This window comes from Bifidobacterium sp. B4111, from assembly GCF_026537235.1.
In the GTDB taxonomy this organism is placed as follows: Bacteria; Actinomycetota; Actinomycetes; order Actinomycetales; family Bifidobacteriaceae; genus Bombiscardovia.
In genome coordinates, this window is the sequence record NZ_JAFNMO010000001.1 from 747,915 (window position 1) to 773,925 (window position 26,011).

18 protein-coding genes and 1 pseudogene are annotated in these 26,011 nt (G+C 63.7%); 15 read left to right on the forward strand and 4 right to left on the reverse strand.

All coding sequences use genetic code 11. From position 1 onward, the window contains the following. The first annotated feature begins 231 nt into the window (after positions 1–231). The 3 genes from J3T93_RS03455 to J3T93_RS03465 all read left to right on the forward strand — a co-directional run bounded on the left by J3T93_RS03455 (position 232) and on the right by J3T93_RS03465 (position 3,159). A complete protein-coding gene (locus tag J3T93_RS03455; RefSeq protein ID WP_267399895.1) occupies positions 232–855 on the forward strand; it encodes a 50S ribosomal protein L25/general stress protein Ctc in 624 nt (207 codons plus the stop codon). 187 nt (positions 856–1,042) lie between these two features. Beyond that, positions 1,043–2,170 (forward strand): branched-chain amino acid aminotransferase, encoded by a 1,128-nt coding sequence (locus J3T93_RS03460; protein ID WP_220235880.1) that lies wholly within the window; start codon positions 1,043–1,045, stop codon positions 2,168–2,170. 182 nt (positions 2,171–2,352) lie between these two features. Beyond that, positions 2,353–3,159 carry a trimeric intracellular cation channel family protein gene (locus tag J3T93_RS03465; RefSeq protein ID WP_267430507.1) on the forward strand — a complete coding sequence of 269 codons (807 nt, stop codon included), beginning with the start codon at positions 2,353–2,355 and terminating at the stop codon, positions 3,157–3,159. Positions 3,160–3,195: 36 nt separating this feature from the next. On the opposite strand, the gene rpsT is transcribed toward J3T93_RS03465, so the two are convergent. Then, positions 3,196–3,456, reverse strand: a complete 261-nt coding sequence (gene rpsT / locus J3T93_RS03470) for a 30S ribosomal protein S20 (protein ID WP_015021872.1) — start codon at positions 3,454–3,456, stop codon at positions 3,196–3,198. A gap of 145 nt (positions 3,457–3,601) precedes the next feature. On the opposite strand from rpsT, the gene lepA reads away from it, so the two are divergent. The 12 genes from lepA to metF all read left to right on the forward strand — a co-directional run bounded on the left by lepA (position 3,602) and on the right by metF (position 23,440). After that, positions 3,602–5,479, forward strand: coding sequence for a translation elongation factor 4 (lepA, locus tag J3T93_RS03475; protein WP_267430508.1), 1,878 nt, complete (start codon positions 3,602–3,604; stop codon positions 5,477–5,479). 43 nt (positions 5,480–5,522) lie between these two features. Beyond that, complete coding sequence (hemW, locus tag J3T93_RS03480) at positions 5,523–6,827, forward strand: radical SAM family heme chaperone HemW (protein ID WP_416378825.1); 1,305 nt, start codon at positions 5,523–5,525, stop codon at positions 6,825–6,827. Between the two features lie 124 nt (positions 6,828–6,951). Beyond that, the gene (gltB, locus tag J3T93_RS03485) at positions 6,952–11,526 is read left to right on the forward strand and encodes a glutamate synthase large subunit (RefSeq protein WP_267430510.1); all 4,575 of its coding nucleotides are present in this window, start codon (positions 6,952–6,954) and stop codon (positions 11,524–11,526) included. A 1-nt stretch (position 11,527) separates the two neighbouring features. Next, complete coding sequence (locus J3T93_RS03490; protein ID WP_267399902.1) at positions 11,528–13,075, forward strand: glutamate synthase subunit beta; 1,548 nt, start codon at positions 11,528–11,530, stop codon at positions 13,073–13,075. Between the two features lie 45 nt (positions 13,076–13,120). Next, the gene (locus J3T93_RS03495) at positions 13,121–13,573 is read left to right on the forward strand and encodes a tripartite tricarboxylate transporter TctB family protein (RefSeq protein WP_267430511.1); all 453 of its coding nucleotides are present in this window, start codon (positions 13,121–13,123) and stop codon (positions 13,571–13,573) included. Between the two features lie 2 nt (positions 13,574–13,575). Next, positions 13,576–14,415: an ABC transporter ATP-binding protein gene (locus J3T93_RS03500; RefSeq protein WP_267430512.1), complete on the forward strand. Its 840-nt coding sequence runs from the start codon at positions 13,576–13,578 to the stop codon at positions 14,413–14,415. Between the two features lie 143 nt (positions 14,416–14,558). After that, a complete protein-coding gene (locus tag J3T93_RS03505; protein ID WP_267430513.1) occupies positions 14,559–16,322 on the forward strand; it encodes an ABC transporter ATP-binding protein in 1,764 nt (587 codons plus the stop codon). Beyond that, positions 16,323–18,269: an ABC transporter ATP-binding protein gene (locus tag J3T93_RS03510; RefSeq protein ID WP_267430514.1), complete on the forward strand. Its 1,947-nt coding sequence runs from the start codon at positions 16,323–16,325 to the stop codon at positions 18,267–18,269. Between the two features lie 6 nt (positions 18,270–18,275). Continuing rightward, positions 18,276–19,409 (forward strand): tRNA (adenine-N1)-methyltransferase, encoded by a 1,134-nt coding sequence (locus J3T93_RS03515; RefSeq protein WP_267430515.1) that lies wholly within the window; start codon positions 18,276–18,278, stop codon positions 19,407–19,409. Between the two features lie 81 nt (positions 19,410–19,490). Beyond that, complete coding sequence (locus J3T93_RS03520; protein WP_267430516.1) at positions 19,491–20,051, forward strand: SixA phosphatase family protein; 561 nt, start codon at positions 19,491–19,493, stop codon at positions 20,049–20,051. 178 nt (positions 20,052–20,229) lie between these two features. After that, positions 20,230–22,566: a 5-methyltetrahydropteroyltriglutamate--homocysteine S-methyltransferase gene (gene metE, locus J3T93_RS03525; RefSeq protein WP_267430517.1), complete on the forward strand. Its 2,337-nt coding sequence runs from the start codon at positions 20,230–20,232 to the stop codon at positions 22,564–22,566. Further along, on the forward strand, positions 22,559–23,440 hold the full coding sequence (metF, locus tag J3T93_RS03530) for a methylenetetrahydrofolate reductase [NAD(P)H] (RefSeq protein WP_267399909.1): 882 nt from the start codon (positions 22,559–22,561) through the stop codon (positions 23,438–23,440). Before metE ends, metF begins: the two co-directional genes overlap by 8 nt. 58 nt (positions 23,441–23,498) lie before the next feature. On the opposite strand, the gene J3T93_RS03535 is transcribed toward metF, so the two are convergent. The 3 genes and pseudogenes from J3T93_RS03535 to J3T93_RS03545 form a co-directional block, all read right to left on the reverse strand. Beyond that, on the reverse strand, positions 23,499–23,819 hold the full coding sequence (locus tag J3T93_RS03535) for a hypothetical protein (protein WP_024627982.1): 321 nt from the start codon (positions 23,817–23,819) through the stop codon (positions 23,499–23,501). A 16-nt stretch (positions 23,820–23,835) separates the two neighbouring features. Then, a pseudogene (locus tag J3T93_RS03540) lies at positions 23,836–24,597 on the reverse strand (ATP-binding cassette domain-containing protein); the annotation flags it as partial. A gap of 93 nt (positions 24,598–24,690) precedes the next feature. Beyond that, positions 24,691–25,884: an ROK family transcriptional regulator gene (locus J3T93_RS03545; RefSeq protein WP_267430519.1), complete on the reverse strand. Its 1,194-nt coding sequence runs from the start codon at positions 25,882–25,884 to the stop codon at positions 24,691–24,693. Between the last annotated feature and the right edge of the window lie 127 nt (positions 25,885–26,011).

Consider the following 26,011-nt stretch of genomic DNA (forward strand, 5'->3'; position numbering starts at 1 on the left):
TCTCCTTCAATAATCGCGGGATATGTCCAGAATAGCCGCCTACTTGGAAAAGGGCAGGCTGGGTGCTAAAGTACATATGTTGCTTTGGCGAGGGAGGATTCATGGCCTCCGTTATCGACTCGGCTGGATCATCGGCGGCCTTTCCTTATGGGCGGTCCGGAATCCGACGCGGCGATGCGCCAGGACCGGCCTAGGTCGGTCTTGAGGAACCACTCAAGGAAGGAAGCCAGCATGGCTAACACAATTAAGCTCGATGGCGAAGTCCGCGACAAATTCGGCAAGGGAGCGGCACGCCGCATGCGCGTGGCCCAGCAGATTCCCGCCACCATCTACGCCGGCGGCGCCCAGCCCGACTACATCAAGCTGCCCATGCGCGAGACCACTCTGGCCCTGCGTCGCGCCAACGCCCTCTTCTCCATCAGCTTCGGCGGACAGACCAAGACGGCCGTGGTCAAGGACGTGCAGCGCAACCCGGTCAAGCGCCAGGTGGAGCACATCGACTTCTACGAGGTCCGCGCCGGCGAGAAGGTCACCGTGGAGGTGCCTGTCTTCGTCAGCGGCGAGACCAAGGGCGCCGCCGTGGCGCTGGTCGACACCCAGAACCTGCAGGTCAGGGCTGACGTGTCCAACCTGCCCGAGCGCATCGACATCAGCGTGGAGGGCCTGTCCGAGGGCGACAAGATCCTGGCAAAGGACGTCAAGCTGCCCGAGGGCTCCGAGCTGGTCATCGACGATATGGAGGATTCCATCGTCTCAGTCGAGATCCCCAAGGAGGAGAGCCTGGAGACCCCCTCCGAGGAGACCGAACAGGCCGATGCGGAAGCTGCTCCGGAGGCCGACGCCCAGGGCGAGTGAACCCAGAGTTCCGTTCTATAAGGCCGTGGGATCATCACGATCCTGCGGCCTTTTTGTCTGAGACGGTCACTATGCGAAATGCGCCGGACAGGTTTGGGTCTGCCTATGCGATAGTTCGGGTACCGGGCATCGCCATAAGCATCGCACCCGAGCAACCAGATACAGCAGCAAGAAGAAGTGGTAGATAATGGCAGAGCAATCACATCACGACCCGAAGGCACTCAATGAGTTAGCGGACGCTTTCCAGGTCATTCCCAACGATCATCCAGCCTCTGACGAGGAACGTGCCCGGCTGATTGACAAGCCCGCCTTCGGCCAGCTTTTCTCAGACAACATGGCCCACATGGGATGGACCTCGGATGACGGCTGGAAGGATCGCAGGGTTGAGCCCTACGGGCCGCTGAGCCTTGATCCAGGTGCCTCGGTGCTTCACTATGCCCAGGAGGCCTTCGAGGGGCTCAAGGCCTACTACCACGACGATGGTTCTATCTGGCTCTTTCGGCCCGATGCCAACGCCCAGCGCTTCTACAACTCAGCCAAGCGCCTGGCCCTGCCCCCGCTCGAGCCCAATGACTTCCTAGGATCGGTCGCGGCCCTGGTCCGCCGTGACGCAGACTGGGTGCCCAAGCGGCGCGAGTACACGCTCTATATGCGCCCCTATATGTTCGCCTCCGAGCCCTTCCTGGGCGTGCGCGCTCCGCATGCGGTGGACTATTGCGTCATCGCCTCGCCCTCGGGACCATACTTCGCCGGCGGTGTCAAGCCGGTCAGCATCTGGGTGGAGGACAAGTGGTTCCGCACCGGCCCCGGCGGCACAGGTTTTGCCAAGTGCGGCGGCAACTATGCGGCCTCCCTGCTGGGTGAGAACCGCGGTGCCGAGCACGGCTGCGAGCAGGTCTGCTTCGTCGATGCGGCCACCAAGACCTACCTGGAGGAGCTGGGCGGCATGAACATGTTCACCGTCCACAAGGACGGACACCTGGAGACCCCCAGCCTGACCGGAACCATTCTGCCCGGCGTCACCCGCAACTCCCTGATCGCTCTGGCACAGGACAACGGCAGGGACGTGACGGAAACCATGATCCGTCTGGACACCCTGCTGGATGACATCCGCTCGGGCGAGGTCACCGAGGTGTTCGCCTGCGGGACTGCTGCCATCATCACCCCGATCGGGCGCTTCAAGTCCGAGAACTTCGACGTTCAGGTGGCCGACGGAGGCTCGGGCGAGGTCACCATGGACTTGCGCAACGAGCTCCTGGGCATCCAGCTGGGTGAGATCGAGGATCCGCACGACTGGATGTGGAAGGTCTGCTGAACGCTGAACCCATGCCTGCCTGGCAGGTCTTAAGAGGAAGGCGGCGCAGGGCGACATTTTGCCCTGCGCCGCCTTCCGTTATCTTTGTGGCCTTGCGCACATCATCGGCCTGTTCAGCTGTGGGGTTGGCTAATCTATAGACAGACTTGAGTGCGGGGCGATTCCGGGAGGAGAAGCGCGGGATGAAGACGGCCTTGGAGGGGAACCTCATCTTCATGGTCATCGAGTACCTGGGCATCTTCAGCTGCGGGCTTTCAGGCGGTCTGGCTGCCGTCCGCAAGGGTTACGACATCATCGCCATCCTTTTGGTTTCATGGATCAGCGCTCTGGGCGGCGGAGTGGTCCGTGATGTCCTGCTGGGCCAGGTGCCCCCCAGCGGCATCACCGACAAGGGCTCGGTCATCGTCACCCTGGCATCAGGCCTGGTGGTGGCTGTCGCCCATCCCGAGATCAGCAGGATGACCTGGTCCATGCTGGTCACCGATGCCATGGCGCTGGGATCCTTCGCCGTCAACGGGACCGCCAAGGCACTGATGTGCGGAACCGGCGGCATGACAGCCATCTTCATGGGCATGGCCACGGCCCTGGTCGGGGGGCTCCTTCGAGACATCCTTCTCAACCAGGTGCCTGCAGTCATCCAGGACCAGCACTGGTACGCGCTGCCTTCCCTGATCGGCTGCTTGCTGACCCTGGCCTCCGCGCGCGCCCGGCAGCATGGGCTATATCCGGTCCGGGTCGACATGGCTCTGGACCTGGCCATCGTGGCCCTGGTGGTCGTCCTGCGCATCATCTCGGTAAAATTCGACATCCTGGTGCCTGGGGCAATGGACCGGCGCTCGGCCCGGCTGCCGCTCAACGATGCCCAGCTGACCATGGCCATCCGGCATCTGATGCGCGGCCGGTCGGACATCAGCGTCACCATCCAGCACGACGACGAGGATGCCAACGAGAATTCAAAAGGGGAGCCGGGCGTCAAAAAGGGCCGGTGATCCAAGCGCCTGGATCACCGGCCCTTGTGGGGCGCTTCAGAGGGCGTTGACGGCGTTGGCCAGACCGGACTTGCGGTTGGCGGCCTGGTTGCGGTGGATTACACCCTTGCCGGCGGCCTTGTCCAGACGGCGGGCGGCCACCTGGTAGGCAGCCTGAGCGGCCTCCTTGTCACCGGCATCCACGGCCTTGCGCACGGAACGCACGGAGGTCTTGATCGCGCTCTTGACCTCCTTGTTGCGCAGGTGCGCCTTTTCGTTGGTGATGACCCGCTTCTTCTGCGACTTGATGTTTGCCAATGTTGCTCCAAACGATGAATGTATCTGTACAGACAAACCACCATACTAGCACCTGACCGCGAGAAGAACCCTCCTGGAGCGGGCGCTTCGGCCCAGGGCATCGTCTAGAATCGTTAGACCAGACGTACGTGAGGAGAGCAGACCGGTGCAGGAAGCCAAGAACCAACCAGGATTCACCGACCAATCGCTGATCCGCAACTTCTGCATCATCGCCCACATCGATCACGGCAAATCCACGGTGGCCGACCGGATCCTGCAGCTGAGCGGGATTGTGCCCAAGCGCGAGATGCACGATCGGTTCCTGGACAGGATGGACATCGAACAGGAGCGCGGCATCACCATCAAGTCCCAAGCCGTTCGCCTGCCCTGGGTCAAGGATGGCGTCGAATACACCCTGGGCATGATTGACACCCCTGGCCATGTGGACTTCACCTACGAGGTCTCCCGGGCACTAGAGGCCTGCGAGGGCGCGGTTCTGCTGGTGGACGCCACCCAGGGCATCGAGGCGCAGACCCTTTCCAACCTGTATATGGCCCTGGAGGATGACCTGACCATCATCCCCGTCCTCAACAAGATCGACCTGCCTTCGGCCGAGCCGGACAAGCACGCCGAGGAGATCGCCAATCTGATCGGCTGCTCCACGGACGAGGTGCTCCGGGTGTCCGGCAAAACCGGCCAGGGGATCCGCGAGCTGGTGGATCGGATCGTGGACCAGGTGCCGGCCCCCAAAGGGGATCCCAAGGCCCCAGCCCGCGCCCTCATCTTCGACTCGGTCTACGACTCCTACCGGGGAATCGTCACCTACATAAGAATGGTGGACGGCGAACTCAAGGAGCGTCAGAAGATCCGCATGATGGGCCGGGGGACCGTGCACGACCCCATCGAACTGGGCGTGATCAGCCCCGACATGACCCCCACGAAGGCCCTGGGGGCCGGGGAGGTCGGCTACGTGATCACAGGCGTCAAGGACGTCAGCCAGTCCAAGGTGGGCGACACCGTCACCACCGAGTCCAACCCGGCCAAGGAGCCCTTGCCTGGCTATCAGGACCCCCAGCCCATGGTTTATTCCGGGCTCTTCCCCATCGACAACGCCCAGTTCCCCGAGCTGCGCGACGCCCTGGACAAGCTCAAGCTCAACGATGCCGCCCTGGTCTACGAGCCGGAGACCTCCGTGGCCCTTGGCTTCGGCTTCCGCTGCGGCTTCCTGGGGCTTCTGCACATGGAGATCGTCACCGAGCGCCTGAGCAGGGAGTTCGGCATGGATCTGATCGCCACGGCCCCCAACGTCACCTACCAGGTGACTATGGAGGACGGCAGCGAGCACACGGTGACCAACCCCAGCGAGTTCCCCGATGGCAAGGTTCGCCAGATTCTGGAGCCCGTGGTCAGCGCCGACATCATCACTCCTAAGGAGTTCATCGGACCGGTCATGGAGCTCTGCCAGGACCATCGCGGGCAGATGGGAACCATGGAGTACCTGAGCCCCGAGCGCGTCGAGATGCACTACCGCATGCCCCTGGCCGAGATCGTCTTCGACTTCTTCGACCAGCTGAAGAGCCGGACCAAGGGCTACGCCAGCCTGGACTACCAGCCCGACGGCACTCAGTCCGCCGACCTGGTCAAGGTGGACATCCTCATCCAGGGGGAGAAGATCGATGCCTTCTCGGCCATCGTCCACAAGGACAAGGCCTACGCCTACGGGGTGATGATGACCAAGAAACTGCGCAAGCTGATTCCGCGCCAGCAGTTCGAGATCCCCATCCAAGCGGCCTTAGGGTCGCGGATTATCGCTCGCGAGACCATCAGCGCCCTGCGCAAGGACGTGCTGGCCAAGTGCTACGGGGGCGACATCACCCGCAAGCGCAAGCTGCTCGAAAAGCAGAAGGCCGGCAAGAAGCGCATGAAGATGCTGGGACATGTCGAAGTGCCCCAGGAGGCCTTCATCGCCGCCCTGAGCACGGGCCAGGCCCAGGATAGGGACACCAAGGACAAGATCCGGGCTGCCGCCAAGAAGGAGGGCTGAACGGGTGGGATCCTACCAGGTCTACATCCATGTGCCCTTCTGCATGCGCCGCTGCGGATACTGCGACTTCAACACCTACACGGCCCGGGACCTGGGCGGGGGCGCCAGCCGGGAGCACTACGCCGACCTGGCCATTCAGGAGATGCGCATGGTCCGCGCCTGGCAGACTTCCCGGGGCCTGATAGAGCCGCCCGTGTCCACCATCTTCTTCGGCGGCGGAACGCCCACCATTCTGCCTGCCCAGGATCTGGTGCGCATGGTCGAGGCCGTGGCCGACCTCTGGGGGTTGACCCCGGGGGCCGAAATCACCACCGAGGCCAACCCTGACACCGTGGATCGGGCCTACCTGGAGCAGCTGCTCCAGGGGGGCATCAACCGGGTCTCCTTTGGTATGCAGTCAGCAGTGCCCAGCGTCCTGGCCACCCTGGACCGCACTCATACCCCGGCCAATGTGGCCACCGATGTAGCCGCCGCCAGGGATTTGGGTCTCAGGGCCAGCGTGGATCTGATCTACGGGACGCCGGGGGAGCGGCTTGAGGATTGGCGGACCAGCCTGCAGGCTGCCCTGGACCTGAGCGTGGACCATGTCTCCGCCTATGCCCTGACGCTGGAACCCACCACCAAGATGGGTCGTGCTGTGCGCCGGGGCCAACTGCCCGCCCCTGATGACGATGACGAGGCGGCCAAGTACGAGATGGCCGACGACATGCTCTCCCAGGCAGGCCTTGACTGGTACGAGATCTCCAACTGGGCCCGCCCCGGCCAGGAGAGCCGCCACAACCTGGGCTACTGGCACAACGTGGACTGGGCTGGCATCGGGCCCGGCGCTCACTCCCACTATCGTGCTCTGGAAGGCCAGGCCACGGGCATGGCACCGGTGGAAGCAACCCGGGAGCAGGAGCCCATGCCCTCCGTTTCGCCCGGGTTCAGAGCCACAGGAACGTCAACAGCGCAAGAGGCCCTTTCCATGGCACACTGGTGGCTTTCGCCGGAGCCCGGCCTGGAGGAGCGGCGTGCCCGGGCTATTCGCTCCTGGGACATCGCCCACCCCAGGGACTGGGCAGCCGCCATGGATGCCGGACATGTGCCCTGGCAGGATGCCGAGCTTCTGGGCTGGAGGCAGGACCTGGAGGAAACGGTCATGCTGGCCCTGCGCCTGCCTGAAGGCCTAGGAATGGATCGGCTGACCAGACAGGCGGGTCGTCCGGCCGACCCGAAGATTCTTAAGGTTTTGGTCGACCAGGGACTCCTGCATCCCGTGAGCGACAGGATCCAGGTGACCCGCCGGGGCCGCCTGCTCAATGATCTGGTCATCGATCAGGTCCTGGAGGCAGTAGGAATTCGTTAGACACTGCGGAACGTTACACGGATGTCACCTGTGAATGCATTATTGTGTTTATTCACCAATGACCAGGCTCTTCAAGGGTGGAGCATGCCGGCCCCGCCCGCGTCCCACGAATGAGGTGATTGCGGTGTCATTCACGGCCCCCCTCGATCTGCATGTCCACGGCCCGCAAGGTCTCTATGACCCTGATACGGAACACGATGCCTGTGGTTTCGGCATGGTGGCCACCCTCAACCGACAGGACGAAAGACTGATTGTTGAGCAGGGCATCCGCGTTCTGGTCAACCTGGACCACAGAGGGGCCGTGGGAGCCGAGCCCAACACCGGCGATGGGGCCGGCATCATGCTCTCCATGCCCGACGAGTTCATGCGCACCCGTGTCTACCAGGATTTGCCTGAAGCCGGCCGCTATCTGGCGGGCATGGCCTTCCTGGACAGGGATCCGGCACAGGCTGCCAGCCAGGAAGAGGCCATCGCATCGATTGCAGGCCAGGAGGGACTGCGTGTCCTGGCCTGGCGGGCAGTGCCCTCCGACCCGGGCGGACTGGGTCTTCAGGCTCTGGCCTCCATGCCGCGATTCCTTATGCCCATCATGTGCGACGCCGGCCCTCAGGGCCGCGGAGGACTGGACCTGGAGCGGCTGGGGTACCGGGTCCGCAAGCGTGCCGAGCACGAGCTGGGCGTCTACTTCGCCTCCCTGTCCTGCCGGACTATCACCTACAAGGGCATGCTGACCGCCAAGCAGCTGCAGGGCTTCTTCCCCGACTTGAGCGATCCGGCCATGAAGGCCCGCCTGGCCATCGTCCACTCCCGCTTCTCCACCAACACCTTCCCCTCCTGGCCCCTGGCCCAGCCCTTCCGGATGATCGCCCACAATGGGGAGATCAACACCATCCAGGGCAACCGCAACTGGATGTCGGCCCGCGAGGGAAAGCTGAGCTCGGAGCTCTTGGGCGACATGGCCCAGCTGCTGCCGGTCAATACGCCTGGCGCCTCAGACTCGGGCACCTTCGACGAGACCCTGGAGCTGCTCCACCTGGCCGGACGGTCCCTGCCCCATGCAGTCTCCATGATGATGCCTCCGGCCTGGCAGCAGGATCCGGACATGGACCCGGACCTGAAGGCCTTCTACCAGTACAACGACACACTGATTGAGCCCTGGGACGGACCGGCGGCCATCGTCTTCACCGACGGAACCCTGGTGGGCGCCCAGCTGGACCGCAATGGCCTGCGTCCGGGCCGCTGGCAGCTGACCGAGGACGGCCACCTGGTCCTGGCCTCGGAGGCCGGCGTCCTGGAGGATACGCCCCAGGAATCCATCGTCGTCAAGGGCAGGCTGGAGCCGGGACGCATGTTCCTGGCGGACACCAAAGAGGGCCGGATAGTGCCCGACAATGAGATCAAACACCAGCTGGCCGGTCTGCACCCCTACAGGAAGTGGGTTTCCGAGCGGACTGTCCGTCTGGACGACCTTCCCGAGCGCGAGCATGTCAATTACTCGCGCATCTCGGTTCACCGCAGGCAACAGGCTTTCGGCTACACCCGGGAGGACCTGGCCATGCTGCTGGGGCCCATGGCCGAAAGCGGCGGCGAGCCCATCGGGTCCATGGGCAATGACGCGCCCATCGCCGTGCTCTCATGCCGGTCCCGCTTGCTCTTCGACTACTTCACCCAGAAATTCGCCCAGGTCACCAACCCGCCTCTGGACTGGGAGCGCGAGAAGCTGGTGACCAGCATCGCCTCAGCCATCGGCCCTGAGCCCAACCTTTTGGAGGACACCCCCGAGCACGCCTGGAAAATCCACATCGACCTGCCTGTGGTGGACTCCGTGCAGATGGCACAGATCAAGCGCCTGGACCGGGCGCCAGTCCTGGAAGGCCGTTTCCGCCCCCGTCTGATCCGCGGCCTCTACCAGGTGGCCGGAGGCGGCAAGGCCCTCGAGGAGCGTCTGGAAGCCATCGAAAGGGAGGTGGACCAGGCCATCGAGGAGGGCTGCAATGTGCTTGTCCTGTCAGACAGGGACTCCAACCACATCTGGGGACCCATACCCTCCCTGCTGCTGACTGGGGCGGTCCAGCACCATCTGCTTCGTCAGCATACCCGCACGCTGGTCTCTTTGGCAGTGGAGGCCGGCGATGTGCGCGAGGTCCACCATGTGGCCCTGCTGATCGCTTACGGCGCCGCCTGCGTCAACCCCTACCTGGCCCTGGAGTCCGTGGAGAACCTGGCCAACAGCGGCGACCTGCATGTGGACGCCAAAAAGGCCTCTGCCAACCTGGTCAGGGCCCTGAGCACCGGGGTCCTGAAAATCATGAGCAAGATGGGCGTGAGCACCATTATGTCCTACCGTGGCTCCCAGCTCTTCGAGGCCGTCGGGCTGAGCCGTGAGGTCATTGACCGCTGGTTCACCGGCACCACCTCCCTGGTGGGCGGCATAGGCCTGGATGAGATAGCTGCCGAGGTGGCCCAGCGCCACCGGGTGGCCTACCCCATCGAGTGGACCGCCGGATCCGGGCATGATCTGGAGACAGGCGGCAACTACCACTGGCGGCGCACCGGCGAGGACCATCTGAACGACCCCGAATCCATCTTTCTGCTCCAGCAGTCCACCAAGCGCGGGGACTACGGGCTCTTCAGGGCCTACACCGACCATGTGAACGCGGCGGCCAAGCGGGGCATGACCCTGCGTGGCCTCATGGAGCTGCACTCCGGCAGGGCACCCATACCACTGGACCAGGTGGAGCCCGCCGAGTCCATCGTCACCCGCTTCTCCACCGGCGCAATGAGCTATGGGTCCATTTCCCAGGAGGCTCATGAGACCATGGCCCTGGCCATGAATCGGCTGGGGGCCAGGTCCAACTCGGGCGAGGGCGGCGAGTCTCCGGACCGGATTGCAGACCCTGCCAGGACCAGCCGCATCAAGCAGGTGGCCTCGGCTCGGTTCGGGGTGACCAGCGACTACCTGGTCTCGGCCGCCGACTTGCAGATCAAGCTGGCCCAGGGAGCCAAGCCAGGTGAAGGCGGACACCTTCCCGGCGCCAAGGTCCCGCCCTGGATAGCCCAGGTCAGGCGCTCCACACCCGGGGTCGAGCTCATCTCGCCTCCTCCCCACCATGACATCTACTCCATCGAGGACCTCAAGCAGCTCATCCACGACCTGAAGATGGCCAACCCTCGAGCCCGCATTCATGTCAAGCTGGTCTCCGAGCACGGGGTGGGAACCGTGGCCGCAGGCGTGGCCAAGTGCCATGCCGACGTGGTCCTCATCTCCGGCCAGGACGGCGGCACGGGAGCGGCGCCCCTCAATGCCATCAAGCACGCGGGAACCCCCTGGGAGCTGGGCCTGGCAGAGACCCAGCAGACCTTGGTCATGAACGACCTGCGCTCGCGGATCGTGGTCCAGTGCGACGGTGAGCTCAAGACCGGCCGCGATGTGGTCATAGCAGCTCTGCTGGGGGCCGAGGAGTTCGGCTTCGCCACCACGGCGCTGCAGGTGGAGGGTTGCGTCATGATGAGGGCCTGTCACAAGAACACCTGCCCCCAGGGCATTGCCACCCAGGATCCGGAGCTGCGTTCGCGCTTCACCGGTCGGCCCGAGGACCTGGTCAACTTCTTTATGTTCATGGCCCGCCAAGTGCGGGAGATCCTGGCATCCCTGGGCTTCACCAGCCTGGAGGAGGCGGTCGGCCACGTGGAGTGCCTGCGCCGGGACACCTCTGTGCACGCCTGGAAAAGCCAGGGCATCAATCTGGACGCCATCCTGCGCAAGCCGGGCCCCACCCCAGGCACTGTGCTGCATCACACCCAGGCTCAGGATCACGAACTGGACAAGTCCCTGGATGTGGACTTGATCAATCAGGCCGTCGACGCCTTGGATGAGGGTCGGCCGGTGGCCGTCAAGGGAGCCGTGCGCAACGTCAACCGGAGCGTGGGCACCATGCTGGGCTATAGGATCACTCGCAAATACGGGGCAGCCGGCCTGCCGCAGAACACCGTGGACATCACGCTGACAGGTTCTGCCGGACAGTCCCTGGGCGCCTTCATCCCCCGTGGCGAGACCATCCGGGTGATCGGCGAGGCTAACGACTATGCAGGCAAGGGCCTGTCCGGCGGTCGTCTGGTCCTCCACGCTGCCCAGGGAGTTCGCTTCGATCCGCACCAAACCGTCATCTGCGGCAATGTGGCAGGATTCGGTGCCACCTCAGGCGATATGTTCGTAGCTGGACGGGCCGGGGAGCGCTTTGCCGTGCGCAACGGGGGCGGCCGCTTCGTGGTCGAGGGCCTGGGCGACCACGGCTGCGAGTATATGACCGGCGGCCTGGTAGTGGTTCTGGGTTCCACTGGACGCAACTTCGGCGCTGGCTTCTCGGGAGGGGATGTCTACCTGCTGGATATGGATGCCTCACGGCTCAATCCTGAAGCCTGGAATGACGGCTCCCTGCTGGCCCTGGAGCCCGACCGGGACCAGGCGGCCATGCTCAGAGATCTCGTCGCCGAGCATGTCCGGCTGACCGGATCAAAGGCTGCGGCCGCCCTGATGGAGGACTGGCCAAGCGCGCTGGCTCGGTTCACCCATCTGGTTCCCCGCCGTTATCTGGCCATGAAGAAGGCCATGGAAGAGGCCGAGCGCGAGCAGGTGGACTTCAACGCGCCCGGCGTCTGGGACGCTACCTACGCCCAGGTCATGGAAGGAGCGCACTGATATGGTCGACCCCAAGGGATTCCTCAAGGTACGCACCCGGCACGAGCTCGCCGAACGCCCAGTGGCTGAACGCCTGAAGGACTGGCGGGACGTGCATCAGACCACTGGTCCAGGTCCCTGGACCGCCGAGCAGGCCGCCCGCTGCATGGACTGCGGCACCCCCTTCTGCATGACCGGCTGTCCCCTGGGCAACCTGATCCCCGAGTTCAACGACCTGCTGTCCCGAGGCCGCTGGGACGAAGCCTACGAGCGGCTCAGCCTGACCAACAACTTCCCGGAGTTCACGGGACGGATCTGCCCGGCTCCCTGCGAATCCTCCTGCGTGCTCTCCATCCACCAGCCGGCCACCACCATCAAACTGGACGAGCAGACCATCATCGACCAGGCCTGGTCCCTGGGCCTGGTCAAGCCCCGACCGCCTCAGAGGCTGACCGATATGACTGTGGCTGTGGTCGGGTCGGGCCCCGCAGGGCTGGCCTGTGCCCAGCAGTTGACCCGGGCCGGGCACACGGTCGTGGTCTACGAGCGCGCCGATGCCATTGGCGGGCTGCTGCGCTACGGCATTCCCGCCTTTAAGCTGGAGAAGTCCCTGCTGGACCGTCGGCTGGAGCAGATGGAGGCCGAGGGGACTCGATTCCGCACTAGCGTCGAAATCGGCCAAGACCTGGGCTGGGATCAGCTGCGGGCCCGCTATGACGCCTTGGTGGTGGCCATTGGTTCCACCGAACCCCGGCGGGTGGATCTGCCCGGACGGGAGCTTAAGGGCATCCACTACGCCATGGACTTCCTGCCCGACCCCACCCGCGAACTCATGGGCCGCGAGCCCATCAACGACATCGATGCGGCCGGCAAGGACGTCATCATCATCGGTGGCGGCGACACCGGGTCGGACTGCCTGGGCACGGCCCTGCGAGAGGGCGCCAAGTCGGTCACCGTCCTGCAGATCCGGCCCAAAGAACCCTCGTCCAGGCCCGATAACCGGCCCTGGCCGACCTACGCCCGGCTCTACAATCCCACCTCTTCCATGGAGGAGGGCGGTCACTACGAGTACGCGGTGGACAGCCTGGAATACCTGGGCGACGGTTCCGATGACCGGATCAACCTGGACCAGACCAGCGCCCCCACGGGCTTCGACCGGGACCATGAGGGACGGGTGCGCGGCGTTCGCGTGGTGGATGTCAGTCGTGACGATCAGGATCGAATCATTCCCCACCCCGACACCGAACGGGTTCTGCCTGCCGACCTGGTGCTGATCAGCATTGGTTTTGCCCATCCGGAGACGGCCACCCTGACCGGACAGACCGGCGTAGGGCTGGACGGGCGCGGGAACGTGGCGCGGGATGCCGACTACGCCACCGAACGTGACGGCATCTTCGTCTGCGGTGATGCCGGACGCGGTCAGTCCCTGGTGGTCTGGGCACTGGCCGAGGGCCGTTCCTGCGCTGCGGCCGTGGACCGGTATCTGACAGGCGCCACTGAATTGCCCGCCCCCATCCGAGCCGATGAGCGCGCTATGACCCTGCCTGCGGCCGACCGGCGCCCACGCTAATATGAAAAGGTATGGTGCCGATCGAAGGGATGGAGGCAGTGGGATATGACCAACCGCGCTGAACGTAGGGCGCAGGCCAAGCGGAACCGCCGTGGCGGCAATGATGACCGGAGGATGACAGCCAAGGGCAGGGCCGGAGTGATGGATGAACGGGCCTTGCAGGAGCGCTCCCGTCGGCTGGAGGCTGGCCAGGGCGCCGAGTGGAAGCCCACCGGGCACACCGATGACCTGGTGCAGAAGGACTCCGTGGACCCCAATGGCCGCAACCCCCGTCTGCTGAGGGCTCCCAGCGGCGTGCGTCAATGGCTGCGAATCCTGGTCTGGGCCCTGATCATCTGCTCCGGCCTGGCCTTCCTGGTCTGCATGTGGCTGCCCCACGTTCCCATCTGGGCCACCATCGCCATCGCGGCGGTCTTCTGCCTGGGCGTACTGGGACTCTTCCTGGTGGGCGGCAACCGGGACAATCCCCGTCTGGACTCCTACGGAACGGCCCTGTGACCATGAGCGAAGGCGTGGCAGAACAGCAGGCCGTGCGCATGCAGCACGTGGGATTCCGCCGTCAGGGCCGGGTCATACTGGACGATGTCAACCTTGAAGTGGGCCAGGGGCAGAAGTGGGTCCTCTTCGGACCCAACGGCGTGGGCAAATCCACCCTGGTGGTCATGATGAGCACCCGAGGCTTCCCCAGCACCGGCAGCGTAGAGATCCTGGGCAACCGGCTGGGCAAGGTGAACGTCTTCTCATACCGGCATCGGATAGGGCTGGCCTCGGCCGGCCTGGCCAAGACCATCAGCCCTCAGGAGGATCCCTACGATGTGGTGCTGACTGCCTTCAGCGACACCACCGGCCGTTGGAGGGAGACCTTCACACCCGAGCAGGAGGAGGCCACCCTGGCCCTGATGTACCGGTTCGGCATCGCCTACCTCAAGGGCAAGCGCATGTACCGGCTCTCCGAGGGGGAGCGCGGCCGTGTGCTGATATGCCGGGCGCTCATGGCCAATCCCGACCTGCTGATCCTGGACGAGCCGACCACCGGGCTGGATCTGGGTGGCCGGGAGCTGGTGCTCAGGGCCTTGAGCGACATTGGCCGTGAAGACAAGGATCGCACGGTCATCCTGGTCACACATCGACTTGAGGAGATCCCTCTGGGCTTCAACCGGATAGCCATGATGGGCCGGCGTCCTGCCGACACTGCAGACACCGGTGACCCGGATCCGGGCACCATCGTCTACCAAGGCCCCTTGGAGGGCGGACTGACCGGTCCGCGCCTGAGCGAGCTCTTCGGTCTGGACCTGACCGTAGTCCACCGCGACGGACGCTGGGGTGCCTTCGCCGTCTGAACGCCACTGCCTGCTGACCACGTTCTGACACGCCCATGTCAGCTCAAGGAATAGCAAATTTGTTCTCCAAGGCGCGGGTATAGACTGTGGTGGTTTGTCTGCCCGGGGACTGCGGCAGACCTGTATGCGTGAAGGATGTTGACGTGATCAAGATATGGACTCGCTACCTGCGGCCTTACTGGCTCCAGGTGGCCGTTCTGGTGCTCTTTCAAGTGGCGCAGACGGCCTTGAACCTCTACCTGCCCAACCTGCAGGCGGACATCATCGACAAGGGCGTGGCCGTAGGCGACCAGGATGCCATTTACCGGATCGGCTGGCAGATGATGGGGATCACCGCCATCCAGATCGTGGCCAACATAGTCGCCGTCTACTGCGCCACCCGGCTGGCCATGAGGATGGGCTACGAGCTGCGCAGGGACCTGTTCGCCTCGGTGGAGGGCTTCAGCCTCAACGAGATCGAGCGCTTCTCGGCCGGTTCCCTGATCACCCGCACCACCAACGACGTTCAGCAGTTGCAGATGACCACCATGCAGACCCTGATGATCATCCTGCAGGCCCCGGTCATGCTGATCGGCGGACTGATTCTGGCCCTGCGCCAGGACGGCCCCCTGACCTGGTCCCTGGCGGTTATCGTCCCCCTGATCCTCCTGGTGGCCCTGGTGCTCATGGGCAGGATGGGACCCCTGTTCACCCGCCTGCAGAACATGCTGGACTCCGTCAACCGTCTGGTCCGCGAACAGATCTCCGGTGTGCGGGTCATCCGCGCCTTTGTCCGCGAGAAGACCGAGGCCGCTCGCTTCGACAAGGCCAACCGCGATGTCTACGGCGTCCTGATCTCCACCGGTCGACTGATGAGCATGATGGTGCCGCTCATGTGGTTCCTGCTGAACATGTCCAACGTGGCCATCATGTGGTTCGGCGGCCGCCGCATCGACTCCGGGGCCATGCAGATCGGCGCCCTGCAGGCCTTCATCCAGTACCTGATGATCATCCTGTCTGGCCTGATGATGGCCGCCATGATGTCGGTCATGCTGCCCAGGGCCGCTGTGGCCGCCCGAAGGATCAACGAGGTCCTGGAGGCCACCAGCGAGATCGCCGCACCCGAGCATCCCTACCGCAACGAGCACCCCCAGGGGCTCTTGGAGTTCAAGCACGTGGACTTCAGCTACCCAGGTGCCCAGGACCCGGTCCTTTCGGACATCTCATTCACTGCCCGGCCGGGAACGACCACGGCCATCATCGGGGCCACGGGATCCGGCAAGTCCACCATCATCCGGCTGGCCAACCGCATGTTCGACGTCACCGACGGCCAGGTGCTGGTGGACGGGCACGACGTGCGCGAGTACGACCCCGACCAGCTGGCCCTGATCTTCGGGCCGGTCCCGCAGAAGGCCACCCTCTTCACCGGCACCATCCGCGACAACATGCAGTACGGGGACCCAAACGCCGACGACGACCGCATCTGGGAAGCCCTGCGCATCGCCCAGGCCGAGGACTTCGTCCGTGAGATCCCCGAGGGCTTGGATGCCCGCGTGGCCGAGGGCGGCACCAACTTCTCTGGCGGGCAGAAGCAGCGGCTCTGCATGGCCAGGGCCATCCTGCGCAACCCCCGCATCTACACCTTCGACGACTCTTTCTCCGCCTTGGATATGACCACCGACCAGGCCCTGCACGAGGCCCTGGTGCCGGTCACCCGCCAGGCCACCCAGATAGTCGTGGCCCAGAGGGCGGCGTCCATCCGCCAGGCCGACCAGATTCTGGTCCTGGATCGAGGCCGCATCGTCGGGCGGGGCACCCACGACCAACTTATGGAGGACTGCCCAACATATCAGGAGATCGTCCAGTCCCAGGGCGGGCAGAGTCCCGACGTGGAAGAGCTCAGCATTGACGAGGGGAGGGCCGAGTAGATGGCTAAGAACTTGAGCGTAAATACAGGCTCGCAGGCCGTGGGCGGCCGCCGTCACACCGTGGGCCGGCTGGTCCACTATCTGCTGGCCAGCCCCTGGAGGGTCATCGTCATGGTCCTCTCCGGCATGATCGCCGTGGCCATGATCGTCATCGGACCCAAGGTCATGGGCGAGGCCACCAACGTCCTCTTCGAGGGGCTGCTGGGGTCCATGCTGGTCAAAATGGGCGCCAAGCCCGGCACCCCCAAGCAGGCTGTGGTCACCTACCTGCAATCCCGCGGGCAGGACAAGTTCGCCCGGATGATCGACTCCATGAACGTCCAGGTTGGCGTGGGCATCGACTGGGGGCGCTTCGGCACCATCCTCATGTTCGTCATCGGCATCTACCTGATCTCCATCCTGGTCAGGCTGGTGCAGAACTTCCTGATGACCCGGCTGGTCTCCGACGCGGTCTACACCATGCGCAGGCAGATCGAGGACAAACTGGACCGGCTGCCCCTGCAGTACTTCGACCGGACCCCGCGCGGCGAGGTCATGAGCCGGACCACCAACGACATCGACAACATCTCGGGCACCCTGCAGCAGATCCTGGGCGAGCTGCTCTTCTCGGTCTTCTCCATCATCGGTGCCTTCATCATGATGCTGACCATCTCGCCCCTGCTGACCCTGATCGCCTTCATCATCATCCCGGTCATGGCCCTGTGCGCGGGCATCATCCTCAAGAAGACCCAGCCGCAGTTCACCCGGCAGTGGATCCGCACCGGCCAGGTCAACAGCCACGTGGAGGAGATGTTCTCCGGCCATATGGTCGTCCGGGCCTTCGGCCACCAGCGCAAGGCCGAGGAGGAGTTCGAGGAGCGCAACCAGGAGCTCTACCAGGCCAGCTTCAAAGCCTCCTTCTTCTCCGCCCTGGTCACGCCCATGTCCACCTTCTTCGGCAACCTGAGCTTCGTGATCGTGGTCATCATCGGCGGCGTGCACGTGCTCAACGGCAGCATGAGCCTGGGCGGCCTGCAGGCCTTCACCCAGTACACCCGTCAGGCTTCCCAGCCCATTGGCCAGCTGGCCTCCATGGGCACCATGCTCCAGTCCTCCCTGGCCTCCTGCCACAGGGTCTTCGACTTCCTGGACGAGACCGAAGAGGTGCCGGACATCGAGCATCCCGACCATATGGGTCAGGAGACAGGAGGCAAGGTCGAGGGGCATGTCCGCTTCGACCACGTCCGCTTCTCCTACGATCCGGCCGAGCCGCTGATCAAGGACCTATCCATCGAGGCCAAGCCCGGGCAGACCATCGCCATCGTCGGGCCCACCGGGGCGGGCAAGACCACCTTGGTCAACCTGCTCATGCGCTTCTACGAGATCCGGGGCGGACGCATCACCATCGACGGCGTGGACACCTCCAAGGTGACCCGCCACGACCTGCGCAGCCACTTCGGCATGGTCCTGCAGGACACCTGGCTCTTTGATGGGACCGTCCGCGACAACCTGCTCTACGGGCTGGACGAGGGACAGACCATCCCCGAGCAGACCATGATTGATGGCGCCAAGGCCACCCATGTGGACGAGTTCATCCGCAAGCTGCCCCAGGGCTACGATACCGTCCTCAACGAGGACAGCAGCGAGCTCAGCCAGGGCGAACGCCAGCTGATGACCATCTGCCGGGCCTTCCTGTCCGACCCGGACATCCTGATCCTGGACGAGGCCACATCCTCGGTGGATACCAGGACCGAACTGCTGGTCCAGCAGGCCATGAACACCCTGCGCAAGGGCAGGACCTCCTTCGTCATCGCGCATAGGCTGTCCACCATCCGCGATGCCGACCTGATCCTGGTGGTCAACCACGGCTCGGTGGTCGAGCAGGGCACCCACGACCAGCTATTGGAGCGCGGCGGGGCCTATGCCTCCCTCTACAACTCCCAGTTCACCAAGGGCGAGGAGGACTGAGGAGGCATGAGCCTTAAACGCGGTCCGCTGAGCGTAGGGGAGCGGGTCCAGCTGACCGACCGGCGTGGCCGCAAGCTGACGGTCATGCTGGAACCAGGCGGCCTGACCCAGACCGACCACGGTCTTCTGCCGCACGAGGCCATGATTGGTCTGCCCGAGGGCTCCGTGGTGGTGACCATCTCGGCCGACAAGTGGCGGCAGATGCGTCACAAGCAGGATGCCGACACCGACACAGGGGTGCCTGACAGGGCCAAGCCTTGGAAGTCCTCGCGAGGCATCGGAGGATGGGCCTTTACCGTCATGCGTCCAAGGCTTGAGGACTATATTCTTTCCATGCCGCGCGGCGCCCAGATCATGTACCCCAAGGATGTGGCCAGGGTCATTCTCCTGGGTGACATCCGTCCCGGCATGAGGGTCCTGGAGTCGGGAGCTGGCTCAGGGGCCATGAGCCTGGGTCTTCTGGATGCCATCGGCACCGCAGGAAAACTGACCAGCATCGAGCGGCGGGAGGAGTTCGCCAGGGTGGCCATGGGCAATGCCACCGTATTCTTTGGGCAGCGCCCTGTCCAGTGGGACCTGCGTACCGGCGACTTCGACACCGTTGCGGCCGACCTGCCAGAGGACGAATTCGACCGTATCGTTCTGGACATGCTGGACCCCTGGAACCGTCTGGAGCAGGCCTACCGGGTCATGGCCCCCGGCGGCGCGCTGACCGCCTACGTGACCACCACCACCCAGCTCAGCCGACTGGCCGAGGCCCTGCGCGCCGACGGTCGGTGGACCGAACCCGAGATCATGGAGAGCCTGGAGCGCTCCTGGAAGGCCGACGGTCTGGCGGTCCGACCCGAGCACGAGATGATCGGGCACACCGGCTTCCTCTTGACCAGCAGGGCCATGGCTCCCGGCCAGCAGGCTCTTCGCAAGCATATCCGGGCTACCAAGGACTACCAGACCGATGTGGATCAGGGGCGGCGGCCTGCCAAGATCAGCGGCTCAAATCACGAGCGCGAAAAGGAAGACCTGGAGGACCTCGAGGATTTGGAGTTGCGCCGGGTCTCCGATCGCAAGCTGCGCAAGGTGTTGCGTGATCTGGACCATCAGGTGCGCACTCTGGAAGACGGCAAGGAGCAAGAAGGCTGATCGCCCATGGCCCGCTCTTTCACCTGGCTCTGTCATAATGGAAAAGACGCCTGATAGGAACTTCGGGAAAGGAAGCATGGCATGGGTTTGCGAAAAGGTCTGAAGGCCGAGGATCTGCACAGGTGCAGCCGAACCCTCATGCTCATGCGTCATGCCAAGACGGAACGCCAGGGGTCACAGGGCGATCGCAGCCGCCAGCTGACCGACCGTGGCCAGAAACAGGCCCGGATCATGGGCCGTGGATTGACCGCTTTGGGCCTGGTGCCCGACCGCATCATCTGCTCGGGTGCGCCCCGGGCCCGTCAGACCCTGGACGGCATGCTCAAACCCCTGGGTGACGGACCCCGGGTCGACTACCGGGAATCCCTCTATGAGTCCGGCATGCAGGCGGTCTTCGACCAGCTGGCACAGACCGAGGACTGTGACCGCCGGGTCCTTATCCTAGGGCATGAGCCCACCATGTCTATCTGCTCACAGTGGCTGGCCGAGGACGACTCCGATCCTGACCTTTTGGACCTGCTCAATCTTGGACTGCCGTCGGCCACTATGGTCGTGCTGGGCTCCGAGCGGCCATTGACCGACTGGGGAACCCATCAGGCCCGTCTGCTTGGCATTCTGGGCCCCCAGGACCTGGAGGACTGACCGGCAGAACAAGCTCGAGGCAAACTTCTGCAGGCAGTCTTGGTGAGCATCAGTCCTGTGCCTGCCGTCTTGTCGTTATCGATTCAGGTTATGGCGACACCTTATTTGCACCAATTACCCGCCTCCCCCCGCCGCTGATAGGCTGACCAAAGATATCAGGACGAAACTGGGAGGTTTCATGGCAGCGATTACATCCGTGTCCGGATTCCCGCGCATCGGCGCGCACCGCGAACTCAAGAGGGCCATCGAGGGCTATTGGAAGGGCGAACGGAATCTGGACGAGGTTCGGCGCACGGCCGCTGATCTGCGGGCCAGACACTGGCAGCTTCAGCAGCAGGCAGGCGTCGACCTGATTCCCGTCAACGATTTCAGCTACTACGACCAGGTCCTGGATACCTCTATCCTCCTGGGCGTCGTGCCAGAGCGCTATCGGAAGCTGGGCCTGGGTCCCGAGGATACCCTCTTCGCCATGGGCCGCGGCTACCAGGGGGAGCAGGGTGACGTGACCGCCCTGCCCATGAAGAAGTGGTTCACCACCAACTACCACTACCTGGTGCCCGAGATCGATCAGAACACCAAAATCGCCCTGGAAGGCGATAAGCCCTTCAAGGAGTTCCAGGAGGCGCGCGAGCAGGGCATCGCGGCCAAGCCGGTGCTGATCGGCCCATATACCTTCCTCAAGCTGGCACGCGGTCCCCAGGGCGAGCTGCTGGATCCGGACCCGGCACTGGTGCAGGATCTGGCCAAGGCCTACGCGACCATACTGGAGCGGTTCATCGGCCTGGGCGCCGACTGGGTGCAACTGGACGAACCCTATCTGGTCCTGGACAAGGAACCGGGCGACCAGGACCTCTTCGAGACCCTCTACAAGCCCATCCTGAAGGCCCGCCAGAGCGACCGGGGCAAGGTCCGTATTCTGCTCAACACCTACTTCGGCCATGTGGGCGACTGTTACGATCGGCTGGCTGACCTGGGCTTCGACGGCATCGGCCTGGATCTGATCGAGGGCAGGGATGAGAATCTGGCGGCCCTCAAGGAGCACGGCGTGCCGGAGGGAACCACCATCTTCGCCGGCCTGATCAACGGCCGCAACATCTGGCGCAACGACTATGCGGTCAGTCTGGGCCTCCTGGATGCCCTGCACCAGGTGACCTCGAACGTGGTGGTGTCCACCGCATGTTCCCTCCTGCACGTGCCCTACACCGTGGCCGACGAGAACGGGCTGGATGCCGTCACCGTGCGGCCCCACTTCGCCTTCGCTCTGGAGAAGCTGGGCGAGTTGCACGACCTGGCCCAGCTGGCCGATGCCAATGAGGACCAGCGCCGCTCCAGCAAGGCCCTTGCTGACAATCAGAAGCTCTTCGACGGCAGCCGCGTCCAGCCTGACCCGCAGGTGCAGCAGCGCCTGGCCGGCCTTGAGGACGGGGACTTCGTGCGTACCCCTGCCCGGCCCGAACGCCAGAGGATCCAGACCCAGGAGCTGGGTCTGCCCCTGCTGCCCACCACCACCATCGGCTCCTTCCCCCAGACCGGCGAGGTCCGCGCCGAGCGGGCCCGCCTGCGCAAGAAGGAAATCAGCCAGGAGGACTACGACAACTTCATCGCCCGCAAGATCGACCAGGTCATCGACCACCAGGAACAGATAGGCCTGGATGTTCTGGTCCATGGCGAGTTCGAGCGCAACGACATGGTCGAGTACTTCGGCCAGAACCTTAAGGGCTATCTGTTCACCCGGAATGCCTGGGTCCAGTCCTATGGCACCCGCTGCGTCAAGCCCCCCATCGTCTGGGGGGACATCTCCCGCGCCCGGCCCATCACCGTACGCTGGTCCTCATACGCCCAGTCCCGCACCAACCATGTGGTCAAGGGGATGCTGACCGGTCCGGTGACCATTCTCAACTGGTCCTGGCCCCGTGAGGACATCGATCACGAGCAGCAGACCCGCCAGCTGGCCCTGGCCATCCGTGACGAGGTCCTGGACCTGGAGGCCGCAGGCATCCGCATCATCCAGATCGACGAGGCCGCCCTGCGTGAGAAGCTGCCGCTGCGGCGCTCCGACTGGCACAGCCGATACCTGGACTGGGCCATCCCCGCCTTCCGGCTGGTCCATTCCGGCGTCAAACCCACTACCCAAATTCACACCCACATGTGCTACTCGGAGTTCAACGACATCATCAAGGACATTGATGCCATGGACGCCGATGTGATCTCCTTCGAAGCCTCCCGCTCCGATCTGACCGTCCTGGATGCCATTCAGGAGGCCAAGTTCGAGACCGAGGCAGGCCCCGGAGTCTACGACATCCACTCGCCGCGCATCCCCTCCACCGAGGAGATCGTGGACCGGATCCACGCCATCCTGAAGAAGCTGGACGTGGCCAAGGTCTGGATCAACCCCGACTGCGGATTGAAGACCCGAGGCGACAAGGAGACATGGCCCAGTCTGGAGCACATGGTGGCCGCCGCACAGCAGGTGCGTGCGGAGCTATCGTCCAGTCAGGAGTCGGATCATGCATGAGCCTATCTTTTCCCTGGAGGTCTTTCCCCCCAAGCGCGATGCCCCGGTGGGCACCATCTATGACACCCTGGATGGTCTGGAAGGGCTGATGCCCGACTTCATCTCGGTGACCTACGGGACCGGCCGGCGCTCAGACCGTACGGCCACGGCTCGCATAGCCAAGACCATCCATACCGAGTACGGCATCCCTGCCGTGGCGCACTTGACCGCCCAGTATGCGGACCGCGAGGTGATCGATCAGGCCCTGGATATGTTCGACGACGCAGGGGTGGCAGCGGTGCTGGCTCTGCGCGGCGACAGCGTGGAGGGCCGCGAGCCTGCCGGAGTCTTCGACCATGCCAGCGACCTGGCAGCCTACATCCGCTCCCGTCGGCCCAACCTGTCGATATACGGAGCCTGTTATCCGGAGACCCACCCGGAGGCCGCCTCGCCTGAGGACGACATTGAGAATCTGAAAATCAAGGTGGATTCCGGCGTGGATCATCTGGTTTCGCAGCTCTTCTACGACAACGCCGATTTTTTGGACTTCCTGGACCGGGCCCGGGCAGCCGGCATCCAGGTGCCCATTGAGGCCGGCATCATGCCCATCACCAACGAGGGCCAGGTACGGCACATGAGCGAGGTCTGCAAGGCGCGGATCCCGGCGGCGGTTGAGTCCATCCTGGAGCGCTGGGGTGACGACCGGGCCAGCCTGCGCGAGGCGGGCATCATCTACGCCTCACAGCAGATCGCCGACCTGGTGGCGCACGGGGTGGATGGCATCCACCTGTACTCCATGAATCATTCTGGCGTCACCAGGCGCATCTGGCACAACGTCCGTCACCTCTTCCGGCAGGTGGGCGCCAAGGAGGAGCCGGTCAGCAGCCAAAAATAACTGCATAAAAGAGGGGAATGCCCCGCATCGATGAACGCAAAAGCGTGATTGCCAGCTTTCAGCGACGCTTTCGGCCTTGATTGTCGGTGCGGGGCCTCAGCCATGGCCAGACCTTGAGTGCAGCTCTGTTGAGCGGCGGTATCATGCCAATCAGCAGACCAAGGATCATCCCTCCGATGGTTACCCAGGAGGCCAGGTCACGTCCCAGCAGAATGAGAACGACCACCAGGCCGACCCCGATCAGGGATAGGATCGGTGTCCAGCGTTGCTGCGAGTCGGTCAGCCGGTCGTTTTTCTTTGGCAGAAATCCGTAGATCAGTCCCACCGCCAGCCCTACCAGGGCGCAGGCAATGGTCAGGAGGATATCGGTCAGCTGCATTCTAGGGTTCCTTCATTCATGATTGCTCAGGCAGGATCTTTCTGGTGCCGCGCAGGGCGTGGACGCGGGCGTTGGCTCTGGCCATGGCATCCAGTTGTTCCTGGTCCTGGATGACATCCTCGGGATCGATGCCTGAAATCAGCGCGATTACAGTCTCATAGGTGGTCTTGGCCGTAGGCAGGACCCCCACCAGCCGACCCTGGCGCATGACTGCTATGCGGTCGGAAACCGCGAAGACATCCGGCAGATCGTGGCAGACCATGAGAATGCTACGGCCCTCGGAACGCATGCGCTTGATGTAGTTGAGCACCTCGGCGGACTGCATGACCGATAAGGAGGCCGTCGGCTCGTCCATGAGGATCAACTCGGGATTGTCCAGCAAGGTTCTGGCGATTGAGACTGTCTGATTTTGTCCCAGGGATAGGGTGGCCATAGGTTGGCCTACACGGATGGGGGAGGACAGCGACTGCAGGACCTGACGGGTACGCCGACGCATGGCTTCGTCATCGCGACGATGGTGACGATCACGCAGTTCCTTGCCCAGGAAGAGGTTGGAGGAGACGTCCAGGTTGTCGCAGAAGTCCTGCCCTTGGAAGACGGCTGCGATGCCCAACTGATTGGCGACTCTGATCGAGGGAATGTTGGTTGGTCGGCCCTTCCAGATAAGCGTACCCCGATCGGGACGGATCAGGCCTGACAAAATCCTGACCAGGGTGGACTTGCCTGCTCCATTGTCGCCCACGACGGCAAGCACCTCGTGTTGGCGAATATCCAGGCTTACATGTTTGAGGGCCTCAACGAACCCGAACCTGATGCAGAGGTCGTCCATCTGCATCAGGACAGTGGTTTCATGCAATCCAGGTCACCTCCTCTACGATGATCGACCCGCGGATTCTGTGGACACATCAATGTGTTCGTTGACGCTATCGACAGCCATCATAGCCGCCCCCAGAGCCGATCCGTTAATCGGATAGCGGGCAGGGAGCACCTCCATGGGGACCATAGCATCGGGGAAGAGCATGCGCTGGAGAGTCTCCCGAAGGGGCTCCAGAAACACGTCTTCTGTTGTGCTCAGGATTCCTCCCAGGACCACTACCTCGGGATCCACGGCGTTGCAAAGATCAGCCACTACATTGCCGATGCGGATGGCGGCATCGCCTACGATCCGTCGGCAGCCCGGGTCCCCCTTGACGGCATTGGCCACCAGATCCTCCAGGGTCATGTTCCCATGGGTCACGCTCAGCAAGGAGACCAGGCGGTTCTCATCCACCACTGTATTCAGGCACCCACGGTTGCCGCAGATGCAGATATCGCCCAGGGGATCCACCTGAACATGGCCGATCTCGCCCGCAAGCCCGGTGGTGCCCCGCCAGACCTCGCCGTTGATGACGATCCCCGAGCCCACACCGTCGTTGGCGTGGATGTAGACAAAGTTTCGCCTGCCGACCGCCACGCCCATTCTCAGCTCGGCCATGGCCGCGAAGTTGGCGTCGTTGTCCACTTGGACCGGCACCTGGAAGGCCTCGTGGAAGGTGCCTATCAGATCCTCCTTGTCCCAGCCTCGCAGGATGCCGGGAATGGCCAGCTGGTGAGTCCTGCAGTCCACAGGGGCCCCCATGGCCAGGCCTATGCCGACAAGCTCGTCCGTTTGGGCACCAATGGAAGTCAGCGTCTCCTTGACGAGAATCATGGCCCGTTCCAGGGTGGTGTCCGGCTTATGCTGCCGTGGCAGGGCCATATCATGCTCTGCCAGGATGGCATGGCTGGCATCGACCACTTCCAGCCGCATCTCGTGACGGCCGATGTAGAGCCCAACCCCGAGGCCCTTGCGGCGGGCCAGCATGACCAGGGTGGCGCGACGGCCGTTTCTGGTGGTGGAGGATGTCTCCAGAAGTCCCTGATCGCCCATCAGACGTACCAGGTTGGAGACAGTTGCTGTTGAGAGCCCGGTATTTTCAGCCAATTCGATCTGAGTCATGGCGCCGAATCTTCGGATCGTATCCAGCAGGAGGGCACGGTTGGCCTCACGCAGTGAGGACTGTGAGCCGAATAATCGATGTGCCATAGGTTCCAGTGTAGCCAAGATCGTGGCTTGCCCCCGCCCAGTGAACCCCCTTGCGCCGGTGGAAGACCAAAGTTCGAGCGAATTATTAAATTCATGTACAAAACAGAAAAATAGGTAATCAGCTTTT

What these genes read in the sequence shown, in the direction of transcription:
- J3T93_RS03465 (WP_267430507.1), top strand. Translation starts at nt 2,353, where the DNA reads ATGAAGACGGCCTTGGAGGGGAACCTCATCTTCATGGTCATCGAGTAC.
- J3T93_RS03495 (WP_267430511.1), top strand. Translation starts at nt 13,121, where the DNA reads ATGACCAACCGCGCTGAACGTAGGGCGCAGGCCAAGCGGAACCGCCGT.
- J3T93_RS03535 (WP_024627982.1), bottom strand. Translation starts at nt 23,819, where the DNA reads ATGCAGCTGACCGATATCCTCCTGACCATTGCCTGCGCCCTGGTAGGG.
- metE (WP_267430517.1), top strand. Translation starts at nt 20,230, where the DNA reads ATGGCAGCGATTACATCCGTGTCCGGATTCCCGCGCATCGGCGCGCAC.
- J3T93_RS03460 (WP_220235880.1), top strand. Translation starts at nt 1,043, where the DNA reads ATGGCAGAGCAATCACATCACGACCCGAAGGCACTCAATGAGTTAGCG.
- J3T93_RS03520 (WP_267430516.1), top strand. Translation starts at nt 19,491, where the DNA reads ATGGGTTTGCGAAAAGGTCTGAAGGCCGAGGATCTGCACAGGTGCAGC.
- hemW (WP_416378825.1), top strand. Translation starts at nt 5,523, where the DNA reads ATGCGCCGCTGCGGATACTGCGACTTCAACACCTACACGGCCCGGGAC.
- J3T93_RS03515 (WP_267430515.1), top strand. Translation starts at nt 18,276, where the DNA reads ATGAGCCTTAAACGCGGTCCGCTGAGCGTAGGGGAGCGGGTCCAGCTG.
- J3T93_RS03500 (WP_267430512.1), top strand. Translation starts at nt 13,576, where the DNA reads ATGAGCGAAGGCGTGGCAGAACAGCAGGCCGTGCGCATGCAGCACGTG.
- metF (WP_267399909.1), top strand. Translation starts at nt 22,559, where the DNA reads ATGCATGAGCCTATCTTTTCCCTGGAGGTCTTTCCCCCCAAGCGCGAT.
- J3T93_RS03510 (WP_267430514.1), top strand. Translation starts at nt 16,323, where the DNA reads ATGGCTAAGAACTTGAGCGTAAATACAGGCTCGCAGGCCGTGGGCGGC.
- J3T93_RS03490 (WP_267399902.1), top strand. Translation starts at nt 11,528, where the DNA reads ATGGTCGACCCCAAGGGATTCCTCAAGGTACGCACCCGGCACGAGCTC.
- J3T93_RS03545 (WP_267430519.1), bottom strand. Translation starts at nt 25,884, where the DNA reads ATGGCACATCGATTATTCGGCTCACAGTCCTCACTGCGTGAGGCCAAC.
- J3T93_RS03455 (WP_267399895.1), top strand. Translation starts at nt 232, where the DNA reads ATGGCTAACACAATTAAGCTCGATGGCGAAGTCCGCGACAAATTCGGC.